This is a genomic window from Micromonospora sp. NPDC057141 (genome assembly GCF_042670805.1).
In the GTDB taxonomy this organism is placed as follows: Bacteria; Actinomycetota; Actinomycetes; order Mycobacteriales; family Micromonosporaceae; genus Micromonospora.
Genome location: NZ_JBHUVA010000002.1, coordinates 196,299 through 217,106, shown reverse-complemented (window position 1 = coordinate 217,106; position 20,808 = coordinate 196,299). Strand labels below are relative to the sequence as shown.

Sequence of the window (20,808 nt, the reverse complement as noted above, 5' to 3'; positions counted from 1 at the left end):
ACGTCCCGAGGGGCGCGACCGTTGCCTAGTCTGCCAGAAGCCGACCGACCCGCGACTCGCCGTCCCACCGGCACCGGACTCCCGTCCCACCGGCACCCGACCGGCGACGGACCGGGACGGCCCGGACGTGGAGGACTCGCCGGATCGGGTATGACTGGGCCATGCGCGCGATCACGATCCCGGAGCCCGGTGGACCCGACGCACTCGTCTGGGCGGAGGTGCCCGACCCCGAGCCCGGCCCCGGTGAGGTGGTCGTCGATGTGCGGGCCAGCGCCGTCAACCGGGCCGACCTGCTGCAACGGCAGGGGCACTACCCTCCCCCGCCGGGCGCGCCCGCGTACCCCGGGTTGGAATGCTCGGGGGTGATCAGCGCGATCGGTCCCGACGTGGCCGGGTGGGAGGTCGGCCGGGAGGTGTGCGCGCTGCTGGCCGGCGGCGGGTACGCCGAGCGGGTGGCCGTGCCCGCCGGGCAGTTGCTGCCGGTGCCGGACGGCGTCGACCTGGTCGACGCGGCGGCGCTGCCCGAGGTGGCGTGCACGGTCTGGTCGAACGTGGTGCGGCTCGCCGGGCTGGCGCGGGGCGAGACGCTGCTGGTGCACGGCGGGGGCAGCGGGATCGGCACGTTCGCCGTGCAGCTCGGCGCGGCGCTCGGGGCGACGGTGGTGGTGACCGCCCGGTCGGCGAAGCACGGACGGCTGCTCGGGCTCGGCGCGGTGCACGCGATCGACTACCGGGAGCGGGACTTCGTCGAGGAGGTGCGCCAGGTCACCGACGGCCGGGGCGCGGACGTGATCCTCGACATCATGGGCGCGGCCTACCTGGCCCGGAACGTGGCGGCGCTGGCCACCGGCGGCCGGCTGGTGGTGATCGGGATGCAGGGCGGCCGGAAGGCGGAGCTGGACCTGGGGGCGCTGCTGGCCAAGCGGGCGTCGGTGGCGGCCACCGCGTTGCGCTCCCGGCCGCTGGCGGAGAAGGCGGCGATCGTCGCGGGCGTACGCGAGCAGGTGTGGCCGTTGGTCGCCGCCGGCACGGTCCGCCCGGTCGTCGACCGGCGGGTGCCGATGGCCGAGGCCGCCGAGGCGCACCGCCTGGTCGACTCCAACGCCCACGTGGGAAAGGTGCTGCTGACCGTCTAGGCGGGGGCGGGGGCGCAGTCGCCGCAGGCCGGGTGCTCGGCGCTCGCGGAGAGTTCGGGGCCGGCGTCGTGCTCGGGACGGGAGAGCATGAGGCGGGCACCGGGACCCTCACCGGACAGCTTGTCGTCGGGGTTGTAGAGGACGCAGCGCTGCAACGACAGGCAGCCGCAGCCGATGCAGCCGTCGAGGTCGTCACGGAGCTTGGTCATCAGTCGGATCTTCTCGCTGAGCCGGGCCCGCCAGGCGGTGGAGAGTTCGGTCCAGTCGGCCGCCGTGGGCGTGCGGGCGGCGGGCAGGGAGTCCAGCGCCTCCCGGATCTCCTCCAGCGAGATGCCGACCTGCTGGGAGACGCGGATGAACGCGACCCGGCGCAGCTCGGTGCGGGCATAGCGGCGCTGGTTGCCGCCGGTGCGGTCGGCCCGGATGAGGCCGAGGCGCTCGTAGTAACGCAGCGCTGAGGGTGCGACACCGCTGCGCGCGGCGAGTTGGCCGATGGTCAGGGATTCCTGCATCACGTCGCCTTGAATTGAAGTGGACTTCAACTTGCCCAGGCTAACGGCCGGCCCGCAGCACCGCCACCGCGTCGGAGCCGTCGAGATCAGTGCTGCGGGGCACCCACGGGACGGCGGCGGGTGCGCTCCCGGCCGAGGATCCAGATCGCCTCGACGCCGTCCTTCCAGGTGATCTTCTTGCCTTCCTCGCGGCCGCGTGCACGGTAGCTGATCGGCACCTCGTACGGGCGGATGCGCCGGCGCAGCAGCTTGCCGGTCACCTCCGCCTCCATGCCGAAGCCCCGCGAGCGGACGTCGAGGGAACGGTAGAGCGCGACCGGCATCAGCTTGAAGCAGGTCTCCAGGTCGCCGATGTACGAGTTGAACAGCACGTTGGCCGCCATGGTGACGCCCTTGTTGCCCATCACGTACCAGAAGCTGTACGCGCTGTGGCTGCCGAAGGTGCGATTGCCGTAGACCACCGTGGCGCGGCCGTCGAGCACCGGGTCGAGCAGCTTGGGGATGTCCTGCGGGTCGTACTCCAGGTCGGCGTCGAGAATGACCATGTACTCACCCTCGGCGTTGTCGACCGCCGTCTTGATGGCGGCACCCTTGCCGGCGTTGCGCTGGTGGGTGACCACCCGCAGCCGCGCGTCGTCGGCGCGGCCGAGGACCTCGCCGGTGCCGTCGCGGCTGCCGTCGTCGACCACGACCAGCTCGATCTCGCACGGGTAGTCGACCGCCAACGCCTGCTTGAGGGCATCCGCGATGCGTTCTTCCTCGTTGTAGACCGGCATGAGGATCGAGAGCTTCACGGGAATCTCCACGGTGGCGGCGACACGTCGGGACTAGCCTAGCTTGGCAGCTCAGCACAGCGGGGTGCAGCACCGCCGGGCGTCGGGCTCCGCCCGTTCAGCCGGATGGTGTTTACTTCGCGCCATGTCGGCAGCCGGCTCCCTGCTCGTGGCGGCCCCGCTCGTCGCCGTCCTGTCCCTCGCCGTGGCGCTGCGCCCCGCCGGGCCGGACACCGTCGCCCCGCTGCGCCCCGCCGGGCCGGACACCGTCGCCCCGCTGCGCCTCGCCGTGGTCCGGGCCGCAGTGGTCACCGGCGCGTTCGCGGTGCTGACGGTGGAACTGCTCGGCGCGCTGCGCCTGCTGACCCTGCCCGCTTTCGCGGTCGCGTGGCTGCTCTTCGTCGCCGCCACCGTGGCGGCGGCGGGCTGGCGACGCCGCCGCGCCATCGCGGCGACCGGGTCGACCGGGTTCGGCACCGACCGGAGCCCGGCCGCCGTCCGGGCCCGGCTGGCAGACCGGTGGCGTACGGCCGGCCGGGGCGAACGGCTGCTCGCCGGCACGGTGGGCGGACTGGTCCTGGTGGAGCTGCTCATCGCGCTGCTCGCCGAGCCGAACAACTTCGACTCGCAGACGTACCACCTGCCGAAGGTGGAGCACTGGGTGGCCCAGGGTGGCCTGGAGTTCTGGCCCACCGCGATCCACCGGCAGGTGACCATCCCGCCCGGAGCGGAGTACCTGCTGCTGCACCTGCGCCTGTTCACCGGCGGCGACGCGCTGCACAACCTGCTCCAGTGGGCCGCCGGGGTGGGCTGCCTGCTCGCCGTCACCCGGATCACCGCGCAGCTCGGCGGGGGGCGGCGGGCCCAGCTGCTCACCGCGTTCGTGCTGGCCACCACGCCCATGGTGGCGCTCCAGGCGACCAGCACCCAGACCGACCTGGTCTGCGCCGCCTGGGTGGCCTGCGTGGCGACCTTCGCCCTGGACGGGCTGCGCCGGCGGGCCGGGGCCGGCACGCTGCTGCTCCTCGGCGCGGCGACGGGGCTGACCGCGGTGACGAAGACCAGCGGCCTGATCGGGGTCGGCCCGCTGCTGCTGCTCTGGGGGATCGGCCAGCTTCGGCTGGCGTACCTCGACGGGATCGTGCGGGGTGCAGTCGGCGACCGGCGGGCCAATGCCAGGGTCGACGGACCGGCCCAGCCGGCCCTGGTCGGTGCGGGCGGCGTCGGCCTGCCGGCCGGCGGGGCCGACCGCGGAGCCCCGGTCGGGGCGGGCGACGTCGCCCGGCCGGCGGTGGCCGACGGCGTGCTGAAGCCACCGGGATCCCGCGCGGGTGGCGTGGCCCGGACGGTGGCCGGGTCGGTGCTGGTGCTGCTGGTGGCCCTGCTGGTGGTCGGCCCGTTCCTGGCCCGCGTGCAGGCGGAGTTCGGGCACCCGTTGGGGCCGCCGAGGCTGCGCGAGTCCATTCCGATGGAACGGCACGATCCGCCGTCGGTCCTGGTCAACGCCCTGCGGATCGGGCACACCGCGCTGGACACGCCGCTCGCGGCGGTCCGGGCGGGCACCGCCGAGGCGATCGTGGCCGGGGCATGGGCGATCGGCGTGGACCCGCAGGACCGGGCCATCACCTTCGGCCGGGAGACCTTTCCGGTGCCGGCCTGGTATCCCGACGAGGACCGGGTGGCGTTCCCGCTGGCCGGCACGCTGGCGCTGGTCGGCGCGGCGCTGGCGCTGGCCCGACCGGCCCGGGTCAGCCCGGCCTCGGCCGGCGCCCTGCGCGGGTACGCGATCGTGGTGGTGGCGACCGTCGCGCTGCACACCGCGATGATCAAGTGGCAGCCGTGGGGAAACCGGCTGCTGCTGTACGCCCTGGTTCTGGCGGCCCCGTTGGCCGGGCTCTGGCTGGACTCGCTTTTCCGCCGCAGGCTCGCGTCGGGGCCCGAGTCGGGGCCCGGGTCCGGGTTTGACGGCGGGTCCGGGGGCGGCTCTGCGGCCGGGCCGGGCCGCCGGTCGGTGGCGGTCGGGCTGGCGGTCGCGATGCTGGCCGGGTCCGCGCTGGCCGGGGTGCTCGCCCTGTCGTACGGCTTCCCGCGCCGGCTGGTCGGGGCCGGGTCGGTCTTCACCACCTCGGAGTGGGACACCCGTTTCCTGCGCCGGCCGCAGTGGGCCGGCGAGTTCCGGGTAGCGGCCGACGCGGTCCGGGCCGCCGATGCGCGGCGGATCGGGCTGGTGCAGCAGAACGACAATTGGGAGTACCCGTGGTGGCTCCTGCTGCGCGACGCCGACGGCCGGCCGCCCGAGCTGGTCGCGCTCCAGTCGGTGCTGCCGGACCGGCCGCCGGCCGACCCGGCCTCGACGGACGCGATCGTCTGTACCGGCAACCGGCAGGTCTGCGCCGAGCTGGTGCCCGCCGGCTGGACGCTGGCCTGGCGGGGCTACGTCGGGTATGCCCTGCCGCCGCCCCGCTGACGCGGCGCCGCTTCCCGCGCCCTGCGCTCGCGCTTCCCGCGCGGCGGGTCGTTGGCAGGGCCCCCTGTGCAACGGAAAGCGTTAACAGGGGGCCCTGCTTTCACTTGAGCAGAACGAGGCGCGCCTTCGCGGCGTCGCCGTCCTTCGCGCCGGCCACGCCGACCGTCGCGCCGACCCGCACCGCCTCGGGCTGGATCGTCTTGCGCCGCTCGACCACCCGCAGGTCGTCGCCGAACGTCCACGTCATCGTGTAACCGTCGGTGGACTTCACGGTCATCGAGTCGCCGTCGATCGCGGTGACCTCGCCGCGCTGCACGGCGACGGTCCTCGTGCCGCCGTCCTTCGTCCCCACCACGACCTCGCCGTGCAGGGTGTTCTTCTTCCGCAGCAGCACCCGCGCCTGCCGGCGCTTGCGCCACTCCTGCGCCCGCTCGCCCTGCCGGTCCTTCGCGCCGGGCTCACCGCTGGCGGGCGCGGCCGAGCCCGACTGTGTCGGGCCCGAGTTCGCCGAGCCCTCGGGTGCCGGGGCGGCCACTAGGTCGAGGTCGCCCGGGTCGAAGCCCAGCGCGGTGAGCGCCTGCCCCTCCGCGCCCAGCGCGGCGGACACGTCAACCGCGACCTCCTTAGCCGTGTCCTGCGTCACCCGCGCCGGCCCGCAGCCGGTGACTCCCACGGCCACCGCCGCGAGCAGCGAGGTGGCGGCGACCGCGAATCCGTGACGTGCCATTGGTCTCCCTCTCGTCGGTGAGGGTCCCAGCGTCGCGCCCCGGTGATCAGGGGGCGTCAGCGCGACGTTCGGGTCAGGTAAGGATCAGCCGGCAGCCGCACGGTGAACGCCGCGCCGCCCTCGGCGGCGTGACCAGCGGCGATCTGGCCGCCCAGCCGACGTACCAGCCCGGCGGCGAGCGCCAGCCCGAGGCCGCTGCCGACCTTGCGTACCCCCCGGTAGCGCTCGTGCAGCGCGCCCCGGTCGAAGGCCACCGCCAGGTCGTCGTCGGTGAAGCCGGGGCCGCCGTCGCGCACCTCCAGCACCCCGCCGTCGGCCGGGCCGGCTCCGGCGGGCCGGGCCGCGAGCACCACCGGCGCCCCCGGGGGTACGACCCGCAGCGCGTTCTCCAGCAGCCCGTCGATCACCTGCCGGATGCGCCCCGGATCGGTGTACGCGGGCACCGCTCCGTCGGGGATCTCCACGCGGAACGTCACCCCCACGGCGGCGCAGCGGTCGGCCCAGGTGCGTTCCGCGTCGGCGGCCAGCCGGGCCAGGTCGACCGGCACCGGTTCGAGGGGGAAGTCGGCGGCCTCCAGCCGGGCCAGCGCGAGCAGGTCGCGGACCAGCCGGTCCAGGTGCTCGGCCTCGGCCAGCATGGTGCGCCCGGTCCGCGGCACCTCGTCCGCGCCGATCACCCCGTCGGCCAGCGCCTCGGCGTACCCGCGGATGGCGGTGAGCGGGGTGCGCAGCTCGTGGGAGACGGAGAGCAGGAACTCCCGCTGCCGGCCCTCGCTGGTGGACAGCGCGGCGGCGAGCCCGTTCAGGGCCAGGGCCAGCTCGGCGACCTCGTCCGGCGGCTCGACCGGCACGCGGACGGCCCGGTCACCGGCGCTGAGCCGGGCGGCGGCGGTCGCGGCGACGCGGATCGGTCGGGCCAGCCGGCGGGCCAGCAGCATCCCGGCGGCCAGCCCGGCGGCCAGCCCGGCGAGCAGCGGCAGCCAGAGGCCCCGCACGACCCGCCCCCAGAGGCCCGGGGTGGCGGGGCGGGTCAGCACCACGCCGTCCCCGCCGGGCAGCGGTCGCCCCTCGACGAGGGCGCGCTCGCCGGCGACCAGCCGCCGGCCGGAGACGCTGTTGCCGGCGGCGACCCGGTTGACGACCTGCCGGGGCAGGCCGGCGCGGTCGACCGTGCCGGCGCGGATCACGTACACGTCGACGTCCTGCTCCTGGAGCTGGCGGATCAGCCGGTCGCCCGCCGCGTCCCGCTGCCGGGAGGTTCGGACCCGCAGCACGTCGGCGGCGAGCCTGGACTGCGCCGCGAGGGCCTCCTGATCTCGCCGTTCCTGGCCGCGCACCGCCAGCGGGGCGGCGACGAGCGCGGTGACCAGCACCGAGACGAGGGCGACCGCGCAGGTGACGAGCACCGCGCGGGCGGTGAGCGTACGCCCGGGGCGGCGACGCGGCGGCCGGGCCGGACGCGGGCCGATCACCGGCAGCGCGACGGTGGGCTGGGTCGGTGCGGAATGATCGACGGGGGGCGCGGGACGGCCCGGCGTCGACGGCCGGTCAGCCATCGGCGGCGTACCCGACGCCCCGGTGGGTGCGGATCACCCCGGCCGCCCCGCCCAGCTTGGCCCGGACCTGCGCAACGTGCACGTCGACGGTGCGCGTGCCGGAGTGGGCCGCGTACCCCCAGACGCCGGCCAGCAGCTCCTCGCGGGTGAAGACCCGGCCGGGCCGGGCCATCAGGTGCGCGAGCAGGTCGAACTCGGTGGAGGTGAGCTGCACCGGCGCGCCGGACACGGTCACCGTGCGGCGGGTGGGGTCGAGGGTGACCGGGCCGACCGTCCGGGCCCGTTCGACGCCTTCCGGCACGCCGGCTGTGCGGCGCAGCACGGCGCGGACCCGCGCCACCAGCTCGCGCGGGCTGAACGGCTTCGTCACGTAGTCGTCCGCGCCGAGCTCCAGGCCGATGATCCGGTCCACCTCGTCGTCGCGCGCGGTGAGGAAGAGGACCGGCGTCCAGTCACCGGCCTCGCGCAGCCGCCGGCAGATCTCGGTGCCGGCGAGGCCGGGCAGGGCGATGTCCAGGACGCAGGCGACCGGGCGCAGCCGGCGGGCGGCGGCCAGCCCCGCCGCGCCGTCGCGTTCCAGGTGTACGCCGAAACCGTCCCGCGTCAGGTAGAGCCGAACCAGGTCGGCGATGGCCGGCTCGTCCTCGACGACGAGGACCAGCCCGCGCTGCGGTGCGTCGACGGTCACCGGACCATGATTGCCGACCGCCGCCCGGCGGGGGACGTCAGGACATGTTCGGATCAGGTAAGGACCCGCTCAGTGCACCACGACGGGCCGCAGCGCAGCACCCCGGGCAGTGGTCGACACATCGCCGATGGCCGCCACGACCCGCTCCCGGGAGGTGCGCAGCCGGGCGCGGAACGCGTGGTGCAGCAGAGCGTCGAGCTGCCACACCTGCCTCGGGTGCTGGACGCGGATCACGAACCGCTCCCGGACGCCGTCGATGGCCGTGGCGGCCAGCTCGACCGCCGGCCGTCGGGGGTCGGCGCTCCACGTGACGTCGCTGAGCTCGCACAGCTCGGCGTTGAGGTGCAGGCGGAGCCGGTGCAGCACCCGGGACTGCCGGGTGATCACGAGCCGGCGATGGGTGAGCAGCAGCAGGTATTCGCCGGCAACCCGGTCGGGCCGGCCGCACCGGGCGACCAGGACGGTGGCGTCACCGGCGCCGACGCAGCGGCGGAAGACCGGCACGTGCCGGCTGACGGCCTGCACGGCCAGCCCGGTCTCGGCGGCGGCGGGAAGGAACGTTCGGGAGAAGACGTCCATGACGTGACCAACGAGCCCACCCCGCGCCTGATATGGGCAACGGCCAATCTACGGAACTTCCACGGGCAAGGAGGGGCCCCTTGTTAACGCATACGGTAGAGAAGGGTCCCCTTCTTACAAACCTCCGGCGGCGGGCCCCGGAAGCGGGTACAGGGCCTGGCCGTGCGGCCCGGCTCAGGCGACCGGCGTCCCGTCGAGGCAGAGCAGGAAGCGGGTCGTGTCGTCCGGCGGGGCCGGCACGGCGATCCCCGGCAGTACGCCGGGGCCTCGTTGGCGATCCAGTGTCCCGGCAGTCCGGCGACCGTGCGGACGAACCCGGCCCGCGCGTCCGGCGGCACGTACGCGAGCACGGCGCTGTGGAACACCACGAGGGTGGCGTCCGGCGGCGCGGCGGCGGCCAGCACCGGCAGGTCGGTGAGCAGGTCCCCCCGGGGCAGCAGGGGCGGGTCGGCGCGGGCGATCCGGGCCGCCGCGGTCAGCCGGGCCCGCACGGTCGCGGCAACCTCGGCCCAGTGCCCGGCCGTCCAACGTCGGAACGCCGCCGGGTCGTCGACCGGGCCACCCAGGTGACGTACGGCGCCGAAGAGCAGGTTGGGCTGCCGCTTCGGCTCCGGCAGGTCGTCGAGGAGCGTGACCAGCCGGCGGTCACCGGCGACCGCGTGGGCCAGTCGCTCGTACGTGGGGGACTCGCCCCGGGCCTCGCGCTCGCCGAACTCCCGGTACCACAGTGCGGTGTCCATTCCGGACAGCCTGCCGGGGGCGTGCCGGACTCGCCATGACGGCCGCCACGTGCCCCGCCGCGAACGGTCAGAGCAGCTCGACGATGGTGGCGTTGGCCATGCCGCCGCCCTCACACATGGTCTGGAGGCCGTAGCGGATGCCGTTGTCCCGCATGTGCTGGAGCATCGAGGTCATGATCCGGGCCCCGGACGCGCCGAGCGGGTGGCCGAGGGCGATAGCGCCGCCGCGCGGGTTCAGGCGCTCCGGGTCCGCCTCCGTCTCGGCCAGCCACGCAAGCGGCACCGAGGCGAACGCCTCGTTCACCTCGTACACCCCGATCTCCTCGATGCCCAGCCCCGCGCGGCGCAGGGCCTTCGCGGTGGCCGGGATGGGTGCGGTGAGCATGGTGACCGGGTCGTCGGCGGCGACCACGGCGGTGTGCACCCGGGCCAGCGGGCGCAGCCCGTGGCGGCTGGCCCACTCGGCGGTGGTGACGGCGAGCGCGGCGGCACCGTCGGAGATCTGGGACGCGGACCCGGCGGTGACCACGCCGTCGGCGCGGAAGGGCGTCTTCAGGCCGCCCAGTCTCGCCAGCGAGGTGTCCCGGCGGATGCCCTCGTCGGCGGCGAACTTGCCGCCGTCGGCGAGGGCCACCGGGGCCAGCTCGGGGTCGAACGCGCCGGCGTCCTGGGCGGCGGCGGCCTTGACGTGGCTGGCGAGGGCGAACTCGTCGAGCTGGGCCCGGGAGAAGTGCCAGCGGGCGGCGATCAGCTCGGCACCGACGCCCTGGTTGAACGGCAGCGGCTCGTCGCCGGCGAAGCCCTCGACGCCCCGGTAGCGGTCGCGGACCTGGGCGCTGAACGGCGTGCCGCCGCCGACGCTGGAGCCCATCGGCACCCGGGTCATCGACTCGACGCCGCCCGCGACCACCAGGTCGGCCTGGCCGGACAGGACGGTGGCGGCGGCGAAGTGCAGGGCCTGCTGGCTGGAGCCGCACTGCCGGTCCAGGGTGGTGCCGGGCACCGACTCGGGCCAGCCGGCGGCGAGGACGGCGTTGCGGGCGACGTTCCACGACTGCTCGCCGACCTGGGACACGCAGCCCCAGACGACGTCGTCGACCTGCCCGGGGTCGATCCCGGTGCGCTCGGCGAGGGCGCGCAGCACGTGCGCCGAGAGGTCGACCGGGTGCACGGCGGCGAGGCTGCCCTCGCGCCGCCCGACCGGGGTGCGTACCGCACCGACGATGACCGCGTCACTCATGTTTACTCCCCGGTAACCTGGCTGCCCCGATACTACGTCCTCCCCCGCCCGGCCGTCCCCCCGCGACGGGCCCTCCCCCGCCCGGCCGTCCCCCGCGACGGCGGGCCGCCCCCGGGTGGGCGCGGCTGGCATCCTGGTGGGATGGAGTCGGCACTGACCCCCGCATCGCCGTCGGCCCGACAGTGGCGGGTGCCCGCGGCCCTGCCTGCGGTGAAGCTGGTCGGGGCGGCGGTGCTGGTCGGGCTCGGGCTGCTCTTCGCCGACGGCGACCGGGTGCCGCCGGTGCTCGCCGGGGTGGCCGCCGCCGGGCTGGCCGGCTGGGCGGTGCGGGACCTGCTGGCCCCGGTGCGGCTCGCGGTCGACCCGGCGGGCATCACGGTGGCCCGCGGCTTCGCCGGCCGCCGCCGGCTCGGCTGGGCCGCCGTCGAGGCGATCACCGTGGACCGGCGGCCCCGGCTGGGCCTGTCCACGGAGGTCCTGGAGATCGACGCGGGCGAGTCGCTGCACCTGTTCGGCCGCTACGACCTGGACGCCCCACCCGGCGAGGTGGCCGAGGCGCTACGCGCCGCCCGCGCCGCCTCCGGCGGGCCGGACCGGGGCTAGCCGGTCAGCATCAGGGTGCGCACGACCGCCAGGGCGAGCAGCACCACCAGCAGGACCGCTGCGCCGGCCACCTGGAACAGCGTCCGCCGGGACCGGGGGGCGTACGCCAGCACCAGCGCCATGGCCGCGCCGGTCAGCAGGCCGCCGAGGTGGCCCGGGATGGAGATGCCCGGCACGGTCAGGGTGAAGACCAGGTTGATCACCAGGACCGGCAGCACCGAGGAGATGTCCCGCCCCATCCGGCGTTCGATCACGATCAGCGCGGCGAAGAGGCCGAAGATCGAGGTGGACGCGCCGGCCGTGGTGGCGTTCTCGGCGCTGAACAGGTAGGCGGCGACGTTCCCGCCGAGGCCGGCGATCAGGTAGAGGCCGAGGAAACGCAGCGGACCGAGGTTGGCCTCCAGGGACCGCCCGAGCACCCACAGTGCCCACATGTTCAGCAGCAGGTGCACCACGCCGTAGTGCAGGAACATCGCGGCGACCAGGCGGTACCACTCGCCCTGGGCGATGCCGTGCACGCTGCCGTCGGGGAAGAGCGCCTGGCCGAGCACCGAACCCCAGTCGGTGAGCGGGGTGCTGCCGCCCATCAGACCACCGAAGCCGGAGCCGCCGGCCAGCGCGTCCCCGCCCCGGTCGGAGGCGATGGACAGGAGCATGAGCAGCACGTTGAGCGCGATGAGGGCCTTGGTGACATAGCCGAGGCGGCCGACGGCACCGCCGCCGAAGGCGGTGCGCGCCGGCCGCACGCTGCGTCGTCCCTCGTCCACGCACTCCGGGCACTGGTGCCCGACCGAGGCGTCCCGCATGCAGTCGGGGCAGATCGGCCGGTCGCAGCGGGTGCAGCGGACGTACGTCTCCCGGCCGGGGTGCCGATAGCAGACCGGGGTGGTCGGCGGGGACTCACTCACGGCTGCTGCCTCCCGGTGCCGCGGGGCGCTCAGTCATGCGAGCAAAGGTACCTCGCGGAGCCGGTCAGGCCGGGACGCGCTCGATCTCGACGCGCTCGATGACCACGTCCTGGAGCGGGCGGTCGCTCGGGCCGGTGGGGGTGTTGGCGATCGAGTCGACGACCTTCACCGACGCCTCGTCGGCCACCTGACCGAAGATGGTGTGCCGGTTGTTCAGGTGCGGGGTCGGGCCGACGGTGATGAAGAACTGCGAGCCGTTGGTGCCCGGCCCGGCGTTCGCCATGGCCAGCAGGTACGGCCGGTCGAAGCGCAGCTCGGGGTGGAACTCGTCACCGAACTTGTAGCCCGGGCCGCCGCGACCGGTGCCGGTCGGGTCACCCATCTGGACCATGAAGCCGCTGATCACCCGGTGCGAGATCGTGCCGTCGTAGTACGGCCCGCTGCCCGGCTGGCCCGTGCGCGGGTCGGTGTATTCCTTGTTGCCCTCGGCCAGGTCGACGAAGTTGCGAACCGTCTTCGGCGCGTGGTTGGGGAAGAGCTCCAGCCGGATCGGGCCGGCGTTGGTGTGCAAGGTGGCGTAGACAGCCTCGGCCACGGGTACTCCTCAGTCGTTGGTCAGTTCCATGCGGATCCTCCCATGTGCCCGATCTGGCAGTGCGGAGGCATCCGAAGGTGGAGGATGACGAAGGAACAACTCCCAGGAGGTGGGACCGTGTTTGGAATCGTGCGGCGCAAGACCCAGGGGCAGCTGGCGAGGATCGAGCTGAACCAGGGCATCGGCCACCTGCGGCAGGCCGCGACGTACGCGGCCAAGGGTGCCGGCGCCACGGTCGGCCCGCGGGTCCAGGCGGCCCGGGGAGCCGTCGCGCCGACCGCCCTCGTGGTGCGGGACCGGGCGTCCAGCGGTCTCGCGTCGACGGTCGCGGCTCTCGCGCCGCTCGCCCTGGCCGTCCGCAACGCACAGGCCGAGGCGACCGGGAAGGCCGTCGTGGGGAAGAAGGCCGCCGCCGTGCGGCAGGCCGCGGTGAGCAGGAAGGTCAAGGCGAAGAGCATGAAGGCGAAGCGGAAGCAGAAGCGCTCGCGGGGCACGATGGTCGGCCTGCTGGCCGCCGGCACGGTCGCCGGCCTGGCCGGCGCCATGGCGCTGCGCCGCCGCCGCGAACAGCAGGAATGGTCCGAGTACGAGCCGACCCGCATCCTGGAGCCGGCCCGCGACGAGGTGGACACCCTGGTCGTGGAGACCCCCTCGGCGGCAACCTCCCCCGCCCGGCCCGGTGCCCAGCCGGTCGTCCACCCGACCGACAAGGTTCCCTCGGTCGCCGAGGGCGCCCGGGACGTCTCCGGCCGCCCGGCCGACAACCTCGACAAGGCGCTCGGCAAGAAGAACGCGACCGGGACCGGCGGCCGGCGGCCGGCGCTGAGCTGACCCCGCACCATCGCCCGCGGCGCGGCGACGACTCCCCGTCGTCCCGCGCCGTGGGCGTGCCCGGTGCCGGATCGTGTCAGAGCCAGCCGCTACGGCGGAGCCGTCAGAGCCAGCCGCTACGGCGGAGCCGTCAGAGCCAGCCGTTGCGGCGGAACCAGCGGTAGAGGGCGAGCGAGATGGCGAGCATCAGGGCGAGCACGACCGGATAGCCGTACGTCATCTTGAGCTCCGGCATGTTCTCGAAGTTCATGCCGTAGATGCCGGCGATCGCGGTCCAGACCGCCGCGATGGCGGCCCAGGCCGCGATCTTGCGCATGTCGTTGTTCTGGTCGACCGTGACCTGGGCCAGCCGCGCCTGGAGGATCGAGTTGAGCAGGTCGTCGTAGGAGTTGACCTGTTCGACGGTGCGGCTGAGGTGGTCCTGCACGTCCCGGAAGTAGCGCCGCACCTCCTGCGGGATCTCCCGGCTGACCTGCGCGGTAAGGGTCATCAGCGGGCGCTGCAGCGGGGCGACGGCCCGCTTGAACTCGACCAGCTCCCGCTTCATCTGGTAGATCCGCTGGATCCGGCCGATGCTCTGCCGGTCGAACACGTCGACCTCCAGGACGTCCAGGTCGTCCTCCAGCCGGTCGGCCACCTCCAGGTAGAGGTCGACCACGCGGTCCGTGATCGCGTACGCGACGGCCCAGGGGCCGTGCGCCAGCAGCTCGTGCTTGGCCTCCAGGTCGGCGCGGACCGGGGCGAGCCGGCAGGCGTCGCCGTGCCGGACGCTGATCACGAAGTTGGGGCCGATGAAGAGCATCACCTGGCCGGTCTCGACGACCTCCGAGTTCTCGGTCAGCTCGTCGTGCTCGCAGTATCGGGCGGTACGCAGCACCAGGAAGCTGACCTCGCCGAACCGTTCCAGCTTGGGCCGCTGCTGGGCCTTGACGGCGTCCTCGACGGCCAGCTCGTGCAGGCCGAAGGTGTCGGCGATCGCCGTCATCTCGGCCAGCTCCGGCTCGTGCAGGCCGATCCAGACGAACCCGCGCTCGCGGCGGGCGGCGGCCAGCGCCTCCGCGTAGTGCCGGTCGCCGGGCTGCCGCCGGCCGTCGACGTAGAGGGCGGAGTCCATGACCGCGCTGCGGCCCGCGCCGGGGCCGGGCGGCTCGGCGGTGCGCTGGCTGCCGTCGGCGTTGAGGATCCGGGTCATCGCCCGCACCGGGGCCCAGGCCCGGGGCATGATCGCCCGCGCGCCGGTGGGCGACGTGGCTCCGCTCCGCTCCGCCCGATCCGACATGGCGACCCCCTCCCCACGCTGCCGCGACCGCCGACGCCGCCGCAGGTTGCAGGCTACGCCCGCCGGAGGGCCGCCGACCGCCGCCGGCCGCCGGAGACGGGCCGACCGGTGCCGCCCGCCGGAGGCCGTCGGGGGGCGGGGCGGCGCCGGGTGGGCCGGGCCACATCAGGGGGGTGAGGGGCGACCCGGCCCACCCGGTGCCCTTGGGGGCGGGGGTGATGCCTCGCGCGCCGCTGGCCGGGACCGCCGTGCCCGCATCGGGGCAGGCAGGGCCGGCTTTGGTGAACGGCGCTCGCAGCATTGTGGGCCGTGGACCGGCCGGGCCGGGAGGCCCACCCGGCCCGCACCGCCGTGTTGTGACGAATCCGACAGGAATTCAGCCCCGAACGGCCGCCATCGCCTCCGCCAGGCGGCGAACACCCTCGTCGATCCGGTCCGCCGTGACCGCCGAGAAGGCCAGCCGCAGCGCGTGCTGCCCGCCGTCGAGCACGAAGTCGCTGCCCTTGACGACCGCCACGCCGCGCTCCGCCGCCGCCGGCGCGAGGCGGTCGACCAGCACGTCCTCGGGCAGCTCGACCCAGAGGAAGTAGCCGCCGTCCGGCTCGACGAAGCGCGCCTCGGGGATGTGTCGGCGCAGGGACTCGGCGAGCACCCGGGCCCGTTCGCCGAGGGCCGCGCTGACCGTCTCGATCGAACGGGTGATGTCACCGGAGACGCAGAACTGGTGCACGATCGCCTCGGACACCATGCCCGGCGAGATGTAGAGGTTGGTGGCCTTCTTCGCGATGTCGCCGATCAGGTCCGCCGGCCCGACCAGGTAGCCGACCCGCACGCCGGGGCAGACCGTCTTGGTGAAGCTGGAGGCGTGCACCACCACACCCCGGGTGTCCATCGAGAGCATCGAGGGCAGCGGCTCGCCCCGGAACCGGATGTCGGCGTACGGGTCGTCCTCGAAGAGGGTGAAGCCGTGCTCGGCGGCCAGGTCGAGCAGCTCCCGCCGCTTGTCCAGCGACAACGTGACGCCAGCCGGGTTCTGGTAGTTCGGGATGACGTGGGCGAGCTTCGGGCGTACCCCGGACTCCAGCAGCTTGCGCAGCTCGGCGGTGTCCAGGCCGTCCGGCTGGACCGTCACGCCGTGGATCTCGCCGCCCATCCGCTGGAGGTTGAGCAGCGTCCGGTCGTACGTGGGGCGCTCCACCACGACCGCGTCGCCGGGCCGCACCAGGTGGTCGAAGAGGAACGCGTCGGCCTGGAGCGAGCCGTTGGTGACCAGCACCTGGTCGGCCTCGACGCCGTGCTTCTCGGCGATCCACTTCCGCAGGGGCGGGTACCCGACGGAGGTGCCGTACGCCGTGACCCCGGCGGGGTCGGCGTCGAAGGCGCGGACGGCGGCGGCCTTGAGCCCCTCGACATCGACGATGTCCAGCGAGGGAGCGCCACGGGCGAAGGAGATCAGCTGCTCGGCGGTCATGCGGACGAGCCTAGGGCCTGGCCCGGGCGCTCCGACCGGCATACACGCCAAGTTCAACATGCGGGCAGTCGACGGGCGGCGAACGGCCGAAGCGGAAAGCGTCGAAGGTGCGCGACACTCGTTGTCGATTATCGGACCGGTGTCTGGCCGCGACCGCGCGACCGCCGAAGGATGGCGTCCGGCCGGGCGGCGCAGGACGGTCCGGCGGCAGCACCGGAGGAGTGGTGAGGTTCACGTGACCGAGGACGGTACGGGTCGGCTCGACGACCAGGCGTTCGCCGAGTGGTTGGCCGGCGAGGCCGGCGTGGCGCTGACCGCGCTCCGCGCCGAGCAGGGCTTCGCCGACCCGAAGGCCCTCAAGGACGCGGGGGACAAGGTCTCCCACGACCTGATGTCCACCGCCCTGGCCCGGTGGCGCCCGGCCGACGCGGTGCTCTCCGAGGAGCAGGCGGACAGCCGGCGGGCCTGGGCCGACGACCCGTCCGCCGTGGACCGGCCGACGCGGCTCACCGCGGACCGGGTGTGGATCATCGACCCGCTGGACGGTACCCGGGAGTTCTCCGAGGAAGGGCGCGACGACTGGGCGGTGCACGTGGCGCTCTGGCAGCGTTCGGCCGCCCCGGACGGCGCGCTGGTCGCCGGCGCGGTCGGCATGCCGGCCCGTACCGGCCCCGACGGCGCGCCGCTGGTCCTCGGCAACCGGGTTCCGGCCGCCCCGGCCGTCGACGGGCCGCTGCGGATCGCGGCGAGCCGCAGCCGGCCGCCCGCGTTCGTCAGCGAGCTGGTCGAGGGAATCGGTGCCCGCGCGGTGCCGATGGGCTCGGCCGGGGTGAAGGTCTGCGCGGTGGTCACCGGCGAGGTCGACGCGTACGTGCACGCCGGCGGCCAGTACGAGTGGGACTCGGCGGCCCCGGTCGCCGTGGCCCTCGGCGCGGGCATGCACGCGTCCCGGATCGACGGGTCGCCGCTGCGCTACAACCGGGACGACCCGCGCCTTCCGGACCTGTTGGTGTGCCGGCCGGAGCACGCGGAGTCCCTGCTCTCGGCCATCGACCGCTACCGTTGACGATGCCCGCTCCGGCACCGCCGATCCGAGGAGGGTCATGAGTCCCGGCCCCACCGCCGCACCCACTCTCGCACCCGCCCCGCCCGATCCCGACCCGCCCCGCCGCCGGCGGCTGCTGCTCGGCCGCTGGTGGCTGCTGCCGCTGACCGCCGGCGCGGTCGCGCTGGGCACCACGGTCGCCCTCGCCACCAACGGCGACCTGCCCGGCCAACCCGCCCCGACGGTCACCGACGGCACCGGCGGCAACGCCGGGCTCGGCCCGGCAGCCAGCGGTGCCCGCCCCACGCCGGGCGGGAACGAGGGCTTCGGCGCGGGCCCCAGGTCGGGCTCGCCGAGCCCGAACGTCAGCGGCGGGGCCACCTCCGGCGGCTCCCCGGGCGGGCGGAACACGCTTCCCGGGGCGAGCATCTATCTCAAGGACGGGGAGAGCTTCGCCGCCGGGCTGGCCCGGTCCGACCGCAGCTACGGCCCGCTGCGGATGGTCCGGGTCTTCTACCCGGGGCTGCCGCCGTCCTGGTCGGGCAGCCGCGCCGACGTCGCCGACCGGACGGTGGTCGTCTCGTTCAAGGCCCCGCCCGGGGAGGTGGCCGCCGGCAAGCACGACGCGAAGCTCGCCGCCTGGTTCCGCTCGGTCCCCCGGGACCTCGACGTCTACTGGTCCTACTTCCACGAGCCGGAGGACGACGTCGAGCGCGGCTCGTACACGGCCGCCCAGTACCGGGCCGCGTGGAAGCGCCTCGCCGGCCTCGCCGACCGGGCCGGCAACCCCCGGCTGCGGTCCACGCTCATCCTGATGTGCTGGACGCTGAACCCCAACTCGCGGCGCAGCTTCGACGACTACTGGCCCGGCGGCGACGCGATCGACGTGCTCGGCTGGGACTGCTACAACAGCGGCGGGAAGTACGACCGGTACACCGACCCGGCGCAGGTCTTCACCCCGATGATCAACAAGTCGAAGGCGCTGGGGAAGCCCTGGGGGCTCGCCGAGACCGGCAGCGTCCGCATCGCCGGGGACAGCAGCGGCACCGGCCGGGCCGCGTGGATCCGGTCGATGAGCCGCTACCTCGACGGGCAGCGCCCGCTGTGGGTGGCGTACTACGACTACGAGGTGGCCGGCGGCGACTTCCGGCTCACCGACGCGCCGAGCCGAGAGGCGTGGCGGGCCTGGTGCGCCGCCTCCTGACGAGGCTCAGATGCCCCGGCCGCGCTTGTGCAGCGTACGCAGTACGCGGTCGGGGTCGACGGCCCGGCTGGCCACGGCCAGGGCCAGGTACGCGCGGGGCTCCCGGGGGTTACGCGACAGCGTGCGCCGCGCCCAGCGCACGGCCTCGCCCCGGTTGCCCAGCGCAGCCTGGGCGAACGCGATCTGGCCGCTGACCCGGGCCTCGCCGGCCGGCACGGTGGCGAACTCCGGATAGCGGCCGAGCAGCCACTGCAACGCCACGGAGATGGTCTCCCAGCGCTGGGCGAAGTAGGACTGCTTGTGCCAGCGCACCGTCACGTACGGCTGCACCAGGTTGACCAGCGGGGCGTGCCGGGCGGCCCGGAGCAGGAACTCGTAGTCCTCCGCGTAGCTGCCCGGGATCTCCTCGTCGACGAGCCCGATGCCGTCGAGCAGCGCGTCCCGGCGGATCAGGAACGTCGACGGGTGCAGCTCGGTGTGCCGGTCCCGCAGCAGGGCGGCCAGCGGCACCCGGTCGACGGGCAGCACCCGGTCGACCTGGCGGCCGTCGTAGTCGACCCGGATGCCGCAGCTCACGAACGCGCCGTCGGGGGCGGCGGCGAGCGCCGCGACCTGCGCGGCGAGCTTGCCGGGCAGCCACTCGTCGTCGTCGTCGCAGAACGCCACCAGGTCGCCGGTGGCGGCCAGGATGCCCGTGTTGCGGTTGCCGGCCAGGCCCGGGGTGCGCTGGTTGACCAGCACGGTGACCCGGGGGTCGTCGGCCAGCGACCGGTCCGGCTCGGACTGGTCGTAGACGACCACCACGTCGACCCGCCCCGGGTAGTCCTGGCCGAGGATCGCGTCGAGGGCCTTGCGCAGCAGCTCGGGGCGGTCCCGGGTGGGGACCACCGCGGTCACCGACGGGTGCCCGCCGACCGGCTCGGTCATTGCGTCCGCGTCGGGCATCGGCTCGGTCATTTCGCCTCCGTGGAGCCCGGGCGGCCGAGGCCGACGTATCCGTACCGCAGGCGCAGGGGCAGCGTCGCGGCGCTCACCACCACCCGGCTGCGCGACGGCAGGGCCGTGCGCCAGGCGTCGTCCTGCCGGACCCTCAGCGGGCCGGCGTTGAACCGCAGCGGGTTGCCGGCGATGCTGTGCGCCCGGCGCAGCGGCGCGGGCGACGGGTCCAGCACCCGCAGCGCGTCGGGGTCGTCGGGCAGGCCGGCGAAGCGGCGCAGCCGGGCGACCGTGCCGCGCGGGTCGGCGGTGAAGTCCTCGTAGCGCAGCCGGACCACCGGCGCGCGGGTGGCCAGCAGGTGGAACGCGGCGTTCTGCGCGGTCCACAGCTTGCTCACCGTGAACGGCGAGAAGGTCGGCATGTACGCCTCGGCGTCCACCACCTCGGGCCGGCGCACCTGCTTCGCCCACGAGTACGCCACCGCCCGGCTGTCCCGCACGAGGTGCAGCACCCGCAGGTCGAGGTCGTCGGCCCAGCGCAGCGCGAACGCCGTGGACGCGTGCTTGCTGGAGTCCACCACCAGCCGCGCCCCGGTCACCGCCATCGCGGCGGCGTAGATGCGGGTGTAGAGGTCGGCGTAGCGGCGTACCTCGTCGAGCTGCGCGGCGGGCAGTTCGGCGCGGGCCAGCCGGGGGATGTGCCGGGTGCGGTCGACGGCGTCCTTGAGCGCCAGCACCTCGGCGCGGTCGACCGTCGACCAGCCGCCGAAGGCGTGCTCGCCGACGCGCTGCCAGAAGTCGCAGGCGGTGAACCGCTCGCCGCAGCCGCACCGCTCGTCGCCGCCGAGCGCCCGTTCCCACAGGTGCACCACCTCGCCGACGGCGCAGACGTCGGGGTGCTGGGCGAGGATCAGCTCCAGCAGGGTGGAGCCGCTTCGCCCCAGCCCGCCGACGAAGAGCACCCGGGCGCTCACCGCCACCACCTGCGCCGACCCGGCTCCCGGCTGGCGCGCACCAGGTCCTCGACGATCCGGCCCACCGCCGTGGCGGCGGCGACCCGGGGATCCGGCCGGTCCGGGTCGGCCGCGAGGGCGTACGTCAGCGGGTCCGCCACACCCTTGTCCAGCGCCTCGACCAGGTCGGCCTCGGCCTCGACCAGCTTGACCATCCCCGCCGCGCCGAGCCGGCGGGCGAACAGCTGCTGGTGGTTGTCGACGTGCTCGTCGTGGGTCGGGTCCCGGGGCACCACGATCGGCAGGTGCCCGTGCCGGCGGGCCTCGGTGATGGTGGCGGGCCCGCCGTGGCAGACCACCAGGTCCGCCTCGGTCATCGCCCGCTGGAGCTCGTCGTGGGCCAGGAACGGCGCCGCGCCCGGCAGCCGGGGCGCGCGGCTGCGCCCGTGCTGCACGACGAGGCGGACCTCCGGCGCGGCGGCGTCCCGGCCGGCGTGCCAGCGTTCCAGCCAGTCGACCAGCCGGTCGAAGCGGTGCACGTCCGTGCCGACCATGGCGAGGATCG

At 74.7% G+C, this 20,808-nt stretch carries 19 protein-coding genes and 2 pseudogenes; 6 read left to right on the top strand and 15 right to left on the bottom strand.

Annotated elements, in window-relative coordinates; translation table 11 throughout:
- Window positions 1-161 precede the first annotated feature (161 nt).
- Complete coding sequence (locus ACFT41_RS02950; protein ID WP_377585793.1) at window positions 162-1,136, top strand: NAD(P)H-quinone oxidoreductase; 975 nt, start codon at window positions 162-164, stop codon at window positions 1,134-1,136.
- Window positions 1,137-1,213: 77 nt separating this feature from the next.
- On the opposite strand, the pseudogene soxR reads toward ACFT41_RS02950, so the two are convergent.
- Both soxR and ACFT41_RS02940 read right to left on the bottom strand, forming a co-directional pair.
- Window positions 1,214-1,648, bottom strand: a pseudogene (gene soxR / locus ACFT41_RS02945) (redox-sensitive transcriptional activator SoxR); the annotation flags it as partial.
- A gap of 86 nt (window positions 1,649-1,734) precedes the next feature.
- The gene (locus ACFT41_RS02940; RefSeq protein WP_377585791.1) at window positions 1,735-2,442 is read right to left on the bottom strand and encodes a glycosyltransferase family 2 protein; all 708 of its coding nucleotides are present in this window, start codon (window positions 2,440-2,442) and stop codon (window positions 1,735-1,737) included.
- Between the two features lie 124 nt (window positions 2,443-2,566).
- Between ACFT41_RS02940 and ACFT41_RS02935 the strand changes: the two genes are divergently transcribed.
- Entirely contained in the window at window positions 2,567-4,888 is a 2,322-nt protein-coding gene (locus tag ACFT41_RS02935; RefSeq protein WP_377585788.1) for a hypothetical protein, read from the top strand.
- Between the two features lie 100 nt (window positions 4,889-4,988).
- On the opposite strand, the gene ACFT41_RS02930 is transcribed toward ACFT41_RS02935, so the two are convergent.
- The 6 genes and pseudogenes from ACFT41_RS02930 to ACFT41_RS02905 all read right to left on the bottom strand — a co-directional run bounded on the left by ACFT41_RS02930 (window position 4,989) and on the right by ACFT41_RS02905 (window position 10,418).
- Window positions 4,989-5,615, bottom strand: a complete 627-nt coding sequence (locus tag ACFT41_RS02930) for a hypothetical protein (RefSeq protein WP_377585786.1) — start codon at window positions 5,613-5,615, stop codon at window positions 4,989-4,991.
- Between the two features lie 56 nt (window positions 5,616-5,671).
- Window positions 5,672-7,171 carry a sensor histidine kinase gene (locus tag ACFT41_RS02925; RefSeq protein ID WP_377585783.1) on the bottom strand — a complete coding sequence of 500 codons (1,500 nt, stop codon included), beginning with the start codon at window positions 7,169-7,171 and terminating at the stop codon, window positions 5,672-5,674.
- Entirely contained in the window at window positions 7,164-7,859 is a 696-nt protein-coding gene (locus tag ACFT41_RS02920; RefSeq protein WP_377585780.1) for a response regulator, read from the bottom strand. Before ACFT41_RS02920 ends, ACFT41_RS02925 begins: the two co-directional genes overlap by 8 nt.
- A gap of 69 nt (window positions 7,860-7,928) precedes the next feature.
- The gene (locus ACFT41_RS02915) at window positions 7,929-8,438 is read right to left on the bottom strand and encodes a hypothetical protein (RefSeq protein WP_377585777.1); all 510 of its coding nucleotides are present in this window, start codon (window positions 8,436-8,438) and stop codon (window positions 7,929-7,931) included.
- Window positions 8,439-8,612: 174 nt separating this feature from the next.
- Window positions 8,613-9,178: pseudogene (locus ACFT41_RS02910) on the bottom strand (DUF2332 family protein).
- Between the two features lie 67 nt (window positions 9,179-9,245).
- Entirely contained in the window at window positions 9,246-10,418 is a 1,173-nt protein-coding gene (locus ACFT41_RS02905; RefSeq protein ID WP_377585774.1) for a thiolase family protein, read from the bottom strand.
- 141 nt (window positions 10,419-10,559) lie between these two features.
- On the opposite strand from ACFT41_RS02905, the gene ACFT41_RS02900 reads away from it, so the two are divergent.
- Window positions 10,560-11,021 carry a PH domain-containing protein gene (locus ACFT41_RS02900; protein ID WP_377585772.1) on the top strand — a complete coding sequence of 154 codons (462 nt, stop codon included), beginning with the start codon at window positions 10,560-10,562 and terminating at the stop codon, window positions 11,019-11,021.
- Here the strand turns inward: ACFT41_RS02900 and ACFT41_RS02895 are convergent.
- The gene (locus ACFT41_RS02895; protein WP_377585769.1) at window positions 11,018-11,929 is read right to left on the bottom strand and encodes a rhomboid family intramembrane serine protease; all 912 of its coding nucleotides are present in this window, start codon (window positions 11,927-11,929) and stop codon (window positions 11,018-11,020) included. The genes ACFT41_RS02900 and ACFT41_RS02895 overlap by 4 nt on opposite strands.
- A 64-nt stretch (window positions 11,930-11,993) precedes the next feature.
- Window positions 11,994-12,524 (bottom strand): peptidylprolyl isomerase, encoded by a 531-nt coding sequence (locus tag ACFT41_RS02890; RefSeq protein ID WP_377585766.1) that lies wholly within the window; start codon window positions 12,522-12,524, stop codon window positions 11,994-11,996.
- Between the two features lie 84 nt (window positions 12,525-12,608).
- Here ACFT41_RS02890 and ACFT41_RS02885 point away from each other — a divergent pair, with 84 nt between their 5' ends.
- Window positions 12,609-13,355 (top strand): hypothetical protein, encoded by a 747-nt coding sequence (locus ACFT41_RS02885; RefSeq protein WP_377585763.1) that lies wholly within the window; start codon window positions 12,609-12,611, stop codon window positions 13,353-13,355.
- 130 nt (window positions 13,356-13,485) lie between these two features.
- Here ACFT41_RS02885 and corA read toward each other — a convergent pair whose 3' ends face one another.
- Both corA and ACFT41_RS02875 read right to left on the bottom strand, forming a co-directional pair.
- Window positions 13,486-14,634, bottom strand: coding sequence for a magnesium/cobalt transporter CorA (gene corA / locus ACFT41_RS02880; RefSeq protein WP_377585760.1), 1,149 nt, complete (start codon window positions 14,632-14,634; stop codon window positions 13,486-13,488).
- A gap of 376 nt (window positions 14,635-15,010) precedes the next feature.
- Entirely contained in the window at window positions 15,011-16,105 is a 1,095-nt protein-coding gene (locus ACFT41_RS02875) for a PLP-dependent aminotransferase family protein (protein WP_377585757.1), read from the bottom strand.
- 235 nt (window positions 16,106-16,340) lie between these two features.
- On the opposite strand from ACFT41_RS02875, the gene ACFT41_RS02870 reads away from it, so the two are divergent.
- The gene (locus ACFT41_RS02870; RefSeq protein ID WP_377585754.1) at window positions 16,341-17,171 is read left to right on the top strand and encodes a 3'(2'),5'-bisphosphate nucleotidase CysQ; all 831 of its coding nucleotides are present in this window, start codon (window positions 16,341-16,343) and stop codon (window positions 17,169-17,171) included.
- Window positions 17,172-17,208: 37 nt separating this feature from the next.
- Entirely contained in the window at window positions 17,209-18,354 is a 1,146-nt protein-coding gene (locus tag ACFT41_RS02865) for a hypothetical protein (RefSeq protein ID WP_377585751.1), read from the top strand.
- A 6-nt stretch (window positions 18,355-18,360) separates the two neighbouring features.
- Here the strand turns inward: ACFT41_RS02865 and ACFT41_RS02860 are convergent, their stop codons facing one another.
- From ACFT41_RS02860 to ACFT41_RS02850, 3 genes are read right to left on the bottom strand one after another with little or no spacing between them, the layout of a single operon-like run.
- Complete coding sequence (locus ACFT41_RS02860; protein WP_377585749.1) at window positions 18,361-19,311, bottom strand: glycosyltransferase family 2 protein; 951 nt, start codon at window positions 19,309-19,311, stop codon at window positions 18,361-18,363.
- Window positions 19,308-20,273 (bottom strand): sulfotransferase family protein, encoded by a 966-nt coding sequence (locus tag ACFT41_RS02855; protein ID WP_377585746.1) that lies wholly within the window; start codon window positions 20,271-20,273, stop codon window positions 19,308-19,310. Before ACFT41_RS02855 ends, ACFT41_RS02860 begins: the two co-directional genes overlap by 4 nt.
- A complete protein-coding gene (locus ACFT41_RS02850; protein WP_377585839.1) occupies window positions 20,261-20,797 on the bottom strand; it encodes a glycosyltransferase in 537 nt (178 codons plus the stop codon). The genes ACFT41_RS02855 and ACFT41_RS02850 overlap by 13 nt, the downstream gene beginning before the upstream one ends.
- Between the last annotated feature and the right edge of the window lie 11 nt (window positions 20,798-20,808).